The sequence below is a fragment of the Saccharopolyspora sp. NPDC000995 genome, assembly GCF_053599315.1.
This window is the reverse complement of the sequence record NZ_JBSFLZ010000006.1, coordinates 39,625-51,967: the sequence shown is the minus strand read 5'-3', so window position 1 is coordinate 51,967 and position 12,343 is coordinate 39,625. Positions and strand designations below refer to the sequence as shown.

10 protein-coding genes are annotated in these 12,343 nt (G+C 64.0%); 6 read left to right on the top strand and 4 right to left on the bottom strand.

Annotated features, from left to right (window positions below; all coding sequences use genetic code 11):
• Positions 1 to 135: 135 nt before the first annotated feature.
• From ACWDKQ_RS04095 to ACWDKQ_RS04080, 4 genes are read left to right on the top strand one after another with little or no spacing between them, the layout of a single operon-like run.
• Entirely contained in the window at positions 136 to 1,704 is a 1,569-nt protein-coding gene (locus ACWDKQ_RS04095; protein ID WP_450137274.1) for an FAD-binding oxidoreductase, read from the top strand.
• A gap of 13 nt (positions 1,705 to 1,717) precedes the next feature.
• Positions 1,718 to 2,911 (top strand): class I SAM-dependent methyltransferase, encoded by a 1,194-nt coding sequence (locus ACWDKQ_RS04090; RefSeq protein WP_450137273.1) that lies wholly within the window; start codon positions 1,718 to 1,720, stop codon positions 2,909 to 2,911.
• On the top strand, positions 2,908 to 3,807 hold the full coding sequence (locus tag ACWDKQ_RS04085; protein ID WP_450137272.1) for an SAM-dependent methyltransferase: 900 nt from the start codon (positions 2,908 to 2,910) through the stop codon (positions 3,805 to 3,807). Before ACWDKQ_RS04090 ends, ACWDKQ_RS04085 begins: the two co-directional genes overlap by 4 nt.
• Positions 3,807 to 4,973 carry a lipase family protein gene (locus ACWDKQ_RS04080; protein ID WP_450137271.1) on the top strand — a complete coding sequence of 389 codons (1,167 nt, stop codon included), beginning with the start codon at positions 3,807 to 3,809 and terminating at the stop codon, positions 4,971 to 4,973. Before ACWDKQ_RS04085 ends, ACWDKQ_RS04080 begins: the two co-directional genes overlap by 1 nt.
• Positions 4,974 to 5,068: 95 nt before the next feature.
• Here the strand turns inward: ACWDKQ_RS04080 and ACWDKQ_RS04075 are convergent, their stop codons facing one another.
• The 4 genes from ACWDKQ_RS04075 to ACWDKQ_RS04060 all read right to left on the bottom strand — a co-directional run bounded on the left by ACWDKQ_RS04075 (position 5,069) and on the right by ACWDKQ_RS04060 (position 9,372).
• Positions 5,069 to 6,079: a Gfo/Idh/MocA family protein gene (locus ACWDKQ_RS04075; RefSeq protein ID WP_450137270.1), complete on the bottom strand. Its 1,011-nt coding sequence runs from the start codon at positions 6,077 to 6,079 to the stop codon at positions 5,069 to 5,071.
• Positions 6,076 to 7,536: a dTDP-4-dehydro-6-deoxy-alpha-D-glucopyranose 2,3-dehydratase SpnO gene (spnO, locus tag ACWDKQ_RS04070; RefSeq protein WP_450137269.1), complete on the bottom strand. Its 1,461-nt coding sequence runs from the start codon at positions 7,534 to 7,536 to the stop codon at positions 6,076 to 6,078. The genes ACWDKQ_RS04075 and spnO overlap by 4 nt, the downstream gene beginning before the upstream one ends.
• 78 nt (positions 7,537 to 7,614) lie before the next feature.
• Positions 7,615 to 7,914 carry a thioesterase II family protein gene (locus ACWDKQ_RS04065; RefSeq protein ID WP_450137268.1) on the bottom strand — a complete coding sequence of 100 codons (300 nt, stop codon included), beginning with the start codon at positions 7,912 to 7,914 and terminating at the stop codon, positions 7,615 to 7,617.
• Positions 7,915 to 8,052: 138 nt separating this feature from the next.
• A complete protein-coding gene (locus ACWDKQ_RS04060) occupies positions 8,053 to 9,372 on the bottom strand; it encodes an activator-dependent family glycosyltransferase (RefSeq protein WP_450137267.1) in 1,320 nt (439 codons plus the stop codon).
• A 464-nt stretch (positions 9,373 to 9,836) separates the two neighbouring features.
• On the opposite strand from ACWDKQ_RS04060, the gene rfbH reads away from it, so the two are divergent.
• Both rfbH and ACWDKQ_RS04050 read left to right on the top strand, forming a co-directional pair.
• Positions 9,837 to 11,141 (top strand): lipopolysaccharide biosynthesis protein RfbH, encoded by a 1,305-nt coding sequence (gene rfbH, locus ACWDKQ_RS04055; protein WP_450137266.1) that lies wholly within the window; start codon positions 9,837 to 9,839, stop codon positions 11,139 to 11,141.
• Positions 11,142 to 11,178: 37 nt separating this feature from the next.
• Entirely contained in the window at positions 11,179 to 12,336 is a 1,158-nt protein-coding gene (locus tag ACWDKQ_RS04050) for a DegT/DnrJ/EryC1/StrS aminotransferase family protein (protein WP_450137265.1), read from the top strand.
• Positions 12,337 to 12,343 lie beyond the last annotated feature (7 nt).

The following is a 12,343-nucleotide window of genomic DNA, read 5'->3' as shown; positions in this document are numbered from 1 at the left end:
TATCGATCCACAAAGTAGAGCCGGCGGAGGCGGCCGGGTTTCACGTATGAGCTGAAACACACAGATAATCACCCGGACGCGTAGATGATCTCGGCCGCGGGCGGACAAAGTGGACCAGTCAGAAAAGGAGGGGCGGTGCCCGAATTCCATGACCCGGCACCCATGAATCGTCGAAACCCAGGAACAGAGATCACCGTCGAGCCCAACGATCCTCGTTATCCGGACCTCGTCGTCGGGCACAACCCCCGTTTCACCGGAAAACCCGAACGCATCCACATCGCCAGCTCCGCCGAAGACGTCGTGCACGCCGTCGCCGACGCCGTGCGCACCGGCAGCCGGATAGGCGTCCGCAGCGGCGGGCACTGCTTCGAGAATCTCGTTGCGGACCCGGCGATCCGAGCGCTCGTCGACGTCTCCGAGCTCAACCGCGTGTACTACGACAGCACGCGCGGGGCATTCGCGATCGAGGCGGGCGCCGCCCTCGGGCAGGTGTACCGAACCCTATTCAAGAACTGGGGCGTGACGATCCCGACCGGCGCATGTCCCGGGGTCGGCGCAGGCGGGCACATCCTCGGCGGAGGATACGGCCCGCTGTCGCGCCGATTCGGCTCGGTCGTCGACTACCTTCAAGGCGTCGAGGTCGTCGTGGTCGACCGGGCCGGTGAAGTGCACATCGTCGAGGCCGACCGGAACTCCACGGGCGCCGGTCACGACTTGTGGTGGGCGCACACCGGTGGCGGTGGCGGCAACTTCGGAATCGTCACCAGGTTTTGGCTCCGAACGCCGGACGCGGTCAGCACCGACGCCACAGAGCTCCTGCCACGGCCGCCCGCGACAGTGCTGCTCCGATCGTTCCACTGGCCGTGGCACGAACTGACAGAGCAGTCATTCTCCGTGCTCCTACGGAACTTCGGCACTTGGTACGAGCAGCACAGCGCGCCTGAATCCACGCAACTCGGGTTGTTCAGCACGCTCGTCTGCGCACACCGGCAAGCTGGCTACGTCACGCTGAACGTTCACCTGGACGGCACGGATCCGAACGCGGAACGCACCTTGGCCGAACACCTGTCGGCGATCAACGCCCAGGTCGGCGTGACTCCAGCCGAAGGGCTGCGGGAAACCCTGCCGTGGTTGCGATCGACCCAGGTCGCCGGGGCGATCGCCGAAGGCGGCGAACCGGGCAGGCAGCGGACCAAGGTCAAGGCCGCCTACTTGCGCACCGGGCTGTCCGAACCTCAACTAGCCACGGTTTACCGGCGGCTGACCGTCTCCGGATACGACAATCCTGCAGCGGCGCTGTTGCTGCTCGGTTACGGCGGTATGGCGAATGCCGTGGCTCCGTCGGCCACCGCACTCGCTCAGCGCGACTCGGTTCTCAAAGCGCTGTTCGTCACGAACTGGTCGGAGCCCGCCGAGGACGAGCGGCATCTGACCTGGATTCGCGGTTTCTACCGCGAGATGTACGCCGAAACCGGCGGAGTTCCGGTGCCAGGTACCCGTGTCGACGGCTCCTACATCAACTACCCGGACACCGACTTGGCCGATCCATTGTGGAACACCTCCGGAGTTGCCTGGCACGACCTGTACTACAAGGACAACTACCCGCGGCTGCAGCGGGCCAAAGCGCGGTGGGATCCGCAGAACATCTTCCAGCACGGCCTGTCGATCAAACCGCCGGCACGGCTTTCACCCGGTCAGCCATGAGGAGCTCATCACGATGTCCGCAACGCACGAGATCGAAACCGTGGAACGCATTATCCTCGCCGCCGGTTCCAGTGCGGCGAGCCTGGCCGACCTGACCACCGAACTCGGACTGGCCAGGATCGCACCCCTGCTGATCGAGGAGATCCTCTTCCGCGCGGGACCGGCCCCCGACATCGAACGGACCGAGGTCGCGGTCCAGATCACCCACAAAGGCGAGACCGTTGACTTCGTCCTGACGCTACAGTCCGGTGAGCTGATCACGGCCGAGCAACGACCGGTCGGAGACGTCCCGCTGCGGATCGGTTACGAGCTCACCGATCTCATCGCCGAGTTGTTCGGTCCAGGAACTCCCAGGGCCGTCGGCGCCAGGAGCACCAACTTCCTCCGAACCACCACATCCGGTTCGATACCCGGCCCGTCCGAACTGTCCGATGGCTTCCAGGCCATCTCCGCAGTGGTCGCCGGCTGCGGGCACCGACGTCCCGACCTCAACCTGCTCGCCTCCCACTACCGCACGGACAAGTGGGGCGGCCTGCACTGGTTCACCACGCTGTACGAGCGACATCTCGGCGAGTTCCGTGATCGCCCGGTGCGCATCCTGGAGATCGGTGTCGGGGGCTACAACTTCGACGGTGGCGGCGGCGAATCCCTGAAGATGTGGAAGCGCTACTTCCACCGCGGCCTCGTGTTCGGGATGGACGTTTTCGACAAGTCCTTCCTCGACCAGCAAAGGCTCTGCACCGTCCGCGCCGACCAGAGCAAGCCCGAAGAGCTGGCCGCCGTTGACGACAAGTACGGACCGTTCGACATCATCATCGATGACGGCAGCCACATCAACGGACACGTGCGCACGTCCCTGGAAACGCTGTTCCCCCGGTTGCGCAGCGGTGGCGTATACGTGATCGAGGATCTGTGGACGACCTATGCTCCCGGATTCGGCGGGCAGGCGCAGTGCCCGGCCGCGCCCGGCACCACGGTCAGCCTGCTCAAGAACCTGTTGGAAGGCGTTCAGCACGAGGAGCATCCGCATGCGGGCTCGTACGAGCCGAGCTACCTGGAACGCAATTTGGTCGGCCTCCACATCTACCACAACATCGCGTTCCTGGAGAAAGGCGTCAACGCCGAAGGCGGCGTTCCTGCTTGGGTGCCAAGGAGTCTGGACGACATATTGCACCTGGCCGACGTGAACAGCGCGGAGGACAAGTGAACAGCAGAGGGGCGAACACACAGGCATTTCCGACCGCGGATCAGGTGGAGTCCATCTTCGATGCGTTGGCGCACGGGCGTCCCCTGCACCACGGTTACTGGACGGGCGGGTATCGGGAGGATGCCGGGGCCACACCGTGGTCGGATGCTGCCGACCAACTGACCGACCTGTTCATCGACAAGGCCGCACTCCGCCCCGGAGCGCACCTGTTCGACCTGGGCTGCGGCAATGGTCAGCCCGTAGTCCGCGCGGCACGCGCCAGCGGCGTTCGAGTCACCGGAATCACCGTGAACCCCCAGCATCTCGCCGCCGCCACCAGGCTCGCCAACGAGACCGGACTGGCCCGCAGTCTTCGGTTCGATCTAGTCGACGGCGCCCAGCTGCCCTACCCGGACGGTTTCTTTCAGGCCGCCTGGGCGATGCAGTCCGTGGTGCAGATCGTGGACCAGGCCGCCGCGATCCGCGAGGTCCACCGAGTCCTGGAACCCGGCGGCCGGTTCGTTCTCGGAGACATCATCACCCGTGTTCGACTCCCGGAAGAGTACGCGGCGGTTTGGACGGGCACGACCGCCCATACCTTGAACAGCCTCACCGCGCTGGTGAGCGAAGCCGGATTCGAGATTCTCGAAGTCACCGACCTCACGGCGCAGACCAGGTGCATGGTCTCCTGGTACGTCGACGAGTTGCTCCGGAAACTCGATGAGCTCGCCGGCGTCGAGCCTGCGGCTGTCGGCACCTACCAGCAACGCTACTTGGGAGACATCGCGGCGAAACACGGACCGGGACCAGCACAGCTGATCGCCGCGGTTGCGGAATACCGGAAACATCCGGATTACGCCAGAAACGAGGAAAGCATGGGTTACATGCTCCTGCAGGCTCGAAAGAAGCAGTCCTGATGGCCTCCGAGCACGCCAGCCTGGTCGGCGACGATCTGCGGGCACCCGCGGACGATCCCTTCTACCGACCGCCGACACCGCTACCGCCGGGTGTCCCGGGCACGCTCATCAGGGCCCGGCCCGTCTCGGCACTGCGCGGCGCGGGCGAACCCGTCGCAGCCAAGGCCTGGCAAATCCTCTACCGGTCCAACTCCGCCCTTGGCATGCCGAACGCCGTCTCCGGCACCGTTCTGGTGCCGAACATCTCGTGGCCGGGTGAAGATCGCCCCATCATCACTTTCGCAGTGGGCACCCACGGCCTCGGTAGCCAAGCTGCCCCGTCCTACCTGCTCCGAACCGGAACCGAGCCGGAGACCGAGCTGATCGCCGTGGCGCTCGACCGCGGGTGGGCCGTGGTCATCACCGACTACGAGGGCCTCGGTACTCCTGGAACCCACACCTACACCGTCGGCAGGGCGCAGGGACACGCCATGCTCGATGCCGCCCGCGCTGCGCAACGGCTACCGGGCTCCGGCCTGGCGACCGACTGCCCGGTCGGCATCTGGGGCTATGCGCAGGGTGGGCAAGCGTCGGCCTTCGCCGGCGAACTGCACCCCACCTACGCACCTGAACTGCGAATCCGCGCTGCGGCCGCAGGTGCGGTGCCGATCGATCTGCTGGACATCATCCACCGAAATGACGGGGTGTTCACCGGGCCGGTGCTGGCCGGCCTGGTCGGGCATGCCTCCGCCTACCCCGATCTGCCATTCGACGAGCTGCTCACCGAAGCGGGTCGTATCGCCGTTGATGAAGTGCGCGAGCTCGGCGCACCGGAGCTCGTCACCCGCTTCCTCGGCCGCGAGCTGAGCGACTTCCTCGACACTTCCGGCCTTTTCGAGCAACCTCGATGGCGAGCACGACTGGCAGAAAGCGTCGTAGGTCGGAATTGCGGTCCGGTGGTCCCCACGCTCGTCTACCACAGCACGGACGACGAGATCGTTCCTTTCGCATTCGGCGAGCGGCTCCGGGACAGCTACCGCTCGGCGGGTACGCCGGTGCGGTGGCATCCGCTCTCCGGATTGGCTCACTTTCCCGCCGCCCTGGCCAGCTCGCGAGTGGTCGTCTCGTGGTTCGACGAGCACTTCTCCGAGCCGTCCGCGATCAGCGGTCCGCGAGATGCCGGGTGAGCGGATGGCGGTGAGCCTCTCCAGGGGCTTCGCCGCCAGCTTCCGGACGCCCGGTCAGGCTTCGAGGCGAACAGCTACCCGCAGATGCCGGGCGGCTAGGTGGACCCGCACCGGCAGGCCTGACCGATCGCCTCCACCAGCGCGGCCTGCTGGATCATCGATTCGCCCGAATCTCCGGCCACCACAGGGTCGTCCACGCCTGCTTCTGCTCTGATGTCGCGTGCAAAGGCAGTGACCGTCTTGCGAACCTGATCTTCCGCTGGCAAGGACAACTCGTCGACAACGCCCTTCCGCTCGATTCGGATCACGGCCTGCCACTCGGCGGGCGGCGTGAACGCCCGGTCGACGACGATTCGCCCACGACTCCCCCACAGCTCGTACGCGCTGCGGTAGTGGTGCACGAAACCGTATCCGAGGTGAGCAACGGTGCCGCCTTCCGATTGGAGCAGCACGCTGCCCGACAAGTCGACGCCCAACTCCTGAGCCTCGTGCGAGCTTGCGCCGAGAACCGTGAGCGGTCCGAGGAGAAAGTGCCGAGCGGCACGGGCTGGATAGACACCGATGTCCAGCAACGCTCCGCCACCGAGTTCGGTGCGATAACGGATGTCCGTGTCGGGAAGCGGCGGAATTCCGAACACGGCGGTGAACTCCCGGAGCTCACCGATCTCCCCGGATTGCGCCAGGTCGCGGACCACGTCGTGCCGGCCGTGGTGGAGGAACAGGTAATTCTCCCGCAGCAGCAAATTCTTCCTCCTGGCCAGCCCGACCAGGCGAGCGGTGTCGGACGCCGACGTCGTCAGCGGTTTCTCGGCAAGCACGTGTTTGTCTGCCTCAAGCGCCTTGCCGATCCACTCTGCATGCATGCCAGGAGGCAACGGCACGTAGACGGCATCGATGTCCGGCCGCTCCAGGAGCCGCTGGTAACCCAGCACCGCCTCGCATTCGAATCGCGCTGCGAACCGTTCGGCTTTCGCCGGATCACGGCTCGCGACCGCCACCACCTCTGTTTCGGCCACGTCGCACATCGCGGGCAGCATCCGTCGCCACGCGAAGGAGGCACACCCGAGCACACCGATGCGCACCGGCTTTCGCATCGAGCTGGTCATCGCCCCAACGCCCACAAGCTATGCAGGGAGGCAACCAAGCTGCGCGCCTGGATGTTCAAGAAGTGGGTGCTCCGGAGCAGCTCGCCCAACTGTCCCAAAGTCATCCACCGGAAGTCGCTGGGAGGTCGTGCCGCGAAGTCCTCATGCACCTCGATAATCCGATACCTGTTCTGCGCCTGGTAGAATCGACCGCCTTCTTCGGACAGGATCGATTCGTACCGCACGGTTCCGGGATCGGCAGTGAGCACGTCGTCCAAGAACGGCGGCCAGTCGTTCGACGGGGTGCTTTGGTAGTTGGCCACACTGCACTGGACCGTGGGAGCGATTTCCGCAGTCCACTTATACCCAGCCTCCACCCGAGCGTGGACCAAACCGCGCAGCACTCCGCCGATCCGCTTGACCAACAGTGCGATCTCACCTTGTTCTCGTGGTTCGATCATCGGCTGCGTCCAGCTGGTGACCTCACGATTGGTCGCGGACACCGACACCGCAATCACCGCGAAGTACTTGCCGTCCTGGTGGGCGATCTCGGTATCGGTTCGATACCACTTGTCAACCCTGCTCAGCGGAACGCGCGTTGCCCGCAAGCTGTAGCGGGCCTTGGCTTCCTCGAACCAACCGACCGCCTCGGAGATACTCGACGAATCGATGCCGTGCGAGAGCGACCTGGCCACCGCCTGCCGGAAGGGCTCCTCCGAGGCGGCTAGTTCGGGTCCGGTGGCGGAATCGTGGAATGGGATGCAAGACAGCACCGTCCGGGTGTCCATGTTGACGATGTTGTCGTGACGAAGGAGAGCCAGCACCTGGCCGAGGGTCAACCAGCAGAAGTCGGGCAGGACTTGCACTTCCTCGTGGACTTCCACCACCATGTTCCGGTTGCGCTTCCGGTAGAACCAGGACCCCTGTTCAGACTGGAGCACGTCTACCAGCACTCTGCCGCGGCCTCGCCCGAGGAAGTAGTCCACATAGGGCGGAATGCTGCCACGGTGTGCCTGCGTGTAGTTGCTCCGAGTTGCCTGAACCGTCGGCGAGAGCTGCAGGACGTTGACGTTGCCCGGTTCCATCTTGGCTGACATGAGGCAGTGCAGCACGCCGTCGATCTCCTTGACGAGAATGCCGAGGATGCCTACTTCAGCCTGGTTGATGATCGGTTGGTGCCAGCTGGGTGCCGCGCCATAGTTGGTCTCGACCTGCAGGCCTTCTACCGTGAAGAACCTGCCGTCAGCATGAACCAGGTTCTCCGTGCTGGCATCGAATTTCCATTTCGACAGGCGGTCGAACGGGATGCGACTGGTCTCGAAGCTGTTCTCGCCCAGCCGATCGGCGAGCCAGCAGTGGAACTCCGTGGTCGGAATCATGCCATTGCAAGCTCTCAGCGCAGAGTCGACGAACCGCCGCGTGTTGTTGCTGCCGAGCGGCGCAGCAGCACTTGCCTCAGCTTCGACAGAACTGCTCATGCCCAATCCCTCACTGCCGTGACGATGTGCACGCCGGCTCCCAGGGCGTCGCGGTCTGGTCCAGCGGCCTGGCGAGGATCATCGAAGCGATCCGCCCGTAAGGACCGCGAGCACCTCGTCCTGGCGTTCGGTCATGAAGAAATGCCCGCCGCAGAAGACACGGACGTCGGGAACGTTCTCGGTGTGCTCTCGCCAGGCTTCCGCCTCATCCAAGGTGACGTTCGGCTCGGCATCTACCACCAGCACGGTCATCGGGCAACCCACCTTCGCTCCTGGTGCACAGCGGTAGGTCTCGACCGCGCGGTAGTCGTTGCTCAGCGGGCGCCACGATCTTCGTCGGAAATCGGTTGGAGCGCAAACCTCTGGGGAGATCAACACTCCATTGGGCGATTCTGGACGAGAATCTGACTTCGGGACTCGCCCTGGCGTCGTCCGGGTCACGGCGGAATCCGAGTCGACGCAACAGCGATGAACACCTGCCAAACCCCGGCGTTCATGTTTCCGGCCATACGTTGCTCACGGATGGCCATCGGACTGCCCAGTGCGGCGGTTCTCACGTTCGGCAACTAGCTTTTCCAGACGTGGAACGATGTCGTGCGGGCTGGGACTTTCGTCGATTTCACGGCGGATCAGCGCCGCGTTGGCAGCGAACGACGGCTCGTCGAGCAGGCGGGTCAGCTGACGTCGCACGTCGTCTTCGGTAAACGTCGCGCGGTCGAGGACCAGACCGGCTCCCCGATCGGCGAGGAGTTCCGCCCTACGAGATTCGTCCCAGAAGGTCCCAGGGAGAATCAACTGCGGTACGCCGTTGACCGTGGCGGTTTCCTGCGTCGTCGTCGAGCCATGATGGATGATCACCGAACACGACTCCAGCAGTTCGTTGAGCGGTACGTATTCGTGGACCCGGACGTTCGAGGGCAACTCCCCCATCTCCCGTACTTCGTCGTCAGACAAGGTGGCGATCACCTCGACGTCGAGCCTGGCCGCGCCGCGCAACAACCTTTCCACCATTGCTTGTTCCTGGTCACTTTGCTCCCCGTACTGTTCGGTCACCCTGCTCAGCCGCCGCTTGGTCAGCCCGCGCGTGATGCAGACGCGCGGCTTCGCCGGGCGTTCGCGCAACCACTCCGGCACCACCGCCGGACCGTTGTACGGCACGAAGCGCATCGAGATGTAGTCCAAGTCCACAGGCAGGCGCATCCAGGATGGAATCGGATCTATGGTCGCTTGGCCCGTCACGATCTCTTCATCGAACGTGGCTCCGAACTTGGCGAGCTTCGCTCCCAGCCACGTCCCGAGCGGGTCGACGCGCTGCTCAGGCGGCTTCGATTCCTGGTATTCGAGGAAACCGGACCGCAGCCACCCCGAAACATCGAGGGCGACGAGCATCCGCACGTGTCGTGCGCCGAGCGCTCGCGCCACAACTGGCCCCGAACACACCATAGCGTCCCACACAACGAGATCAGGCTGCCATTTCTCGGCGAACCCCATGAGATCGTCCAGCGATCGGTCATCCACAAGGTGGAGTTGCTCCACGGCGTCGGTGTCTCTGCCGGAGTTGATTGACAGCAGCTCGTCGAAGAGTTCCGGATGCCGCCCCTTCTCGTCGAACGAGACCCCACTGCCGAGAACGAGTTCGTTCTTGGCAGCCAAGGAGATGAGGTCGAGATCGTCGCCGACGGGAACCGCGGTGAGTCCTGCTCCGGTGACCATCGACACCATATTCGGGCAGATGGCGACACGGACCTCGTGCCCCGCGGCACGCAACGCCCACGCCAACGGCACCATGTTGAAGAAGTGCGAACTCGCCGGCAGCGGGGTGAACAGGACACGCATGAACTCTCCGATCGCAATTGAACACCCGGGAAAACATGCCAAGAATCACAGAACTCTCTGATATCCCCCGGGAAACGCCGCTTTCGCAAGCCAAATCTTAGGCCTTCCAGGTGATGGTAGCGATCTTGACAAGCGCAAGCAGGTCGTTCCCGCTAGCCTGGGCTCTACCGAGTCGGGTGTGCCGGGTAGATCGAGGAGTTCTGAGTCAACGAGCGCTTCTCCTTGCTCCGCTGTCCTGATGTCCCGCACCGCATCGAACCAGGGCAGGAAGGTGTAAGGCTCCGAGACAGCACACTGTCCCGCTGGGACGTCATAACGCGATTCGCCACGGGCATCGCTCATCTCCTGAAGGCAAGGCGCGAAGACTGATCGTCGCCTGCATGCAGAGCCGGAAAACCAGAGCGCTGGGGAAAGGGCGCGCCAGAGTGACTTCGTGTGACGACACTTGCGCTACCGCTACTGAGATGGTGCCGGATGCCAAGGACCGGATATTGGCATCCGTACGCGATTACCACCACGAACAGGAATCCCCGACCTTCGTGGCTGGATCGACACCGATCCGGCCATCGGGCGCCGTGCTCGACGAGGACGACCGGGTGGCACTGGTGGAAGCGGCGCTGGAGCTCCGGATCGCCGCGGGCGGGAATGCACGGCGATTCGAGAGCGAGTTCGCCCGCTTCTTCGGCCTCCGCAAGGCTCATCTCGTCAACTCCGGTTCGTCGGCCAATCTCCTGGCGCTGAGTTCGCTTACCTCCCCCAAACTCGGCGAGGCACGACTCCGGCCCGGCGACGAAGTGATCACTGCGGCGGTCGGCTTTCCCACGACCATCAATCCAGCGGTCCAAAACGGACTCGTCCCGGTGTTCGTCGACGTGGAACTGGGCACCTACAACGCAACGCCGGACCGCATCAAGGCCGCCGTCACGGAACGGACGCGAGCCATCATGCTGGCGCACACCCTGGGTAACCCCTTCGCCGCTGACGAAATCGCAGAGATCGCAAGAGAGCACGAGCTGTTCCTCGTCGAAGACAACTGTGATGCGGTGGGATCCACCTACCGGGGACGGCTGACCGGAACCTTCGGCGACCTGACGACGGTCAGCTTCTATCCTGCCCATCACATCACCAGCGGTGAGGGTGGCTGCGTGTTGACCGGCAGCCTGGAGTTGGCTCGCATCATCGAGTCGCTGCGTGACTGGGGACGGGATTGCTGGTGCGAGCCCGGCGTGGACAACACCTGCCGCAAGAGGTTTGACTACCACCTCGGTACTCTTCCACCGGGCTACGACCACAAGTACACGTTCTCCCACGTCGGTTACAACCTCAAGACCACCGACCTGCAGGCCGCACTTGCGCTGAGCCAGTTGAGCAAGATTTCCGCATTCGGGTCGGCACGCCGCCATAACTGGCGACGGTTGCGCGAAGGGCTGTCCGGGTTGCCGGGCCTGCTGCTGCCGGTAGCCACACCGCACAGCGACCCGAGCTGGTTCGGGTTTGCGATCACCATCAGTGCGGACGCCGGGTTCACCCGTGCCGCCCTGGTGAACTTCCTGGAGTCCCGCAACATCGGCACCCGACTGCTGTTCGGCGGTAACATCACCCGGCACCCGGCCTTCGAGCATGTGCGGTACCGGATTGCCGACGCGCTCACCAACAGCGACATCGTCACCGACCGGACCTTCTGGGTTGGCGTCTACCCAGGCATAACGGACCAAATGATCGACTACGTCGTCGAATCAATCGCTGAATTCGTGGCCAAGAATTCCTAGCATCCAGCATGGCGGCATCTCGGAGGATTTCAGCAACGTGATCAACCTGCACCAGCCGATCCTGGGCACCGAAGAACTCGACGCGATCGCGGAGGTGTTCGCCTCCAACTGGATCGGGCTCGGGCCGCGCACCCGGACGTTCGAGGCCGAATTCGCCCACCACCTGGGAGTGGATCCCGAACAGGTTGTGTTCCTCAACTCGGGGACTGCCGCGCTGTTCCTTACCGTGCAGGTGCTCGACCTCGGCCCAGGCGACGACGTGGTACTTCCTTCGATAAGCTTCGTGGCGGCGGCCAACGCCATCGCATCCTCCGGTGCCCGCCCGGTGTTCTGCGACGTCGACCCCCGGACGTTGAACCCCACGCTGGATGATGTGGCGAAGGCCATCACGCCGGCGACCAAGGCCGTATTGCTGCTCCACTATGGAGGATCCCCGGGAGAAGTCACCGCGATCACCGATTTCTGTCGTGAAAAGGGCCTCGTGCTCATCGAGGACACCGCCTGTGCGGTGGCGTCGTCCGTGCACGGCACCTCTTGCGGAACCTTTGGTGACCTGGCCACCTGGAGTTTCGATGCGATGAAGATCCTGGTCACCGGGGATGGGGGCATGTTCTACGCGGCGGATCCGGAGCTGGCGCACCGTGCAAGACGACTCGCCTACCACGGTCTTGAGCAGATGAGCGGATTCGATTCGGCCAAGTCTTCCAACCGCTGGTGGGATATTCGCGTCGAAGACATCGGCCAGCGGCTGATCGGGAACGACATGACGGCGGTGCTTGGCAGCGTGCAGCTGCGCAAACTGCCAGAATTCATCAGCAGGCGTAGAGAAATCGCTACGCAGTACGACCGGTTGCTTTCCGATGTGCCGGGTGTCCTCCTACCGCCGACGCTACCGGATGGGCACGTCTCGTCACACTACTTCTACTGGGTCCAGCTGGCTCCGGAGATCCGCGACCAGGTGGCGCAACAAATGCTGGAACGCGGCATCTACACGAGCTACCGCTACCCGCCCCTGCACAAGGTGCCCATCTACCGCGCGGACTGCGAGCTGCCTTCTGCGGAGCAAGCCTGCCGCAGAACACTCCTGCTACCACTTCACCCAAGCCTTGACGACGCCGAGGTGCGCACGGTGGCTGACGAGTTCCAGAAGGCCGTCGAGCACCACATCAGCCAAATATCACCACTCCGAAAGTGAGGATTTC

What these genes read in the sequence shown, in the direction of transcription:
- rfbH (WP_450137266.1), top strand. Translation starts at nt 9,837, where the DNA reads ATGGTGCCGGATGCCAAGGACCGGATATTGGCATCCGTACGCGATTAC.
- spnO (WP_450137269.1), bottom strand. Translation starts at nt 7,536, where the DNA reads ATGAGCAGTTCTGTCGAAGCTGAGGCAAGTGCTGCTGCGCCGCTCGGC.
- ACWDKQ_RS04080 (WP_450137271.1), top strand. Translation starts at nt 3,807, where the DNA reads ATGGCCTCCGAGCACGCCAGCCTGGTCGGCGACGATCTGCGGGCACCC.
- ACWDKQ_RS04090 (WP_450137273.1), top strand. Translation starts at nt 1,718, where the DNA reads ATGTCCGCAACGCACGAGATCGAAACCGTGGAACGCATTATCCTCGCC.
- ACWDKQ_RS04075 (WP_450137270.1), bottom strand. Translation starts at nt 6,079, where the DNA reads ATGACCAGCTCGATGCGAAAGCCGGTGCGCATCGGTGTGCTCGGGTGT.
- ACWDKQ_RS04060 (WP_450137267.1), bottom strand. Translation starts at nt 9,372, where the DNA reads ATGCGTGTCCTGTTCACCCCGCTGCCGGCGAGTTCGCACTTCTTCAAC.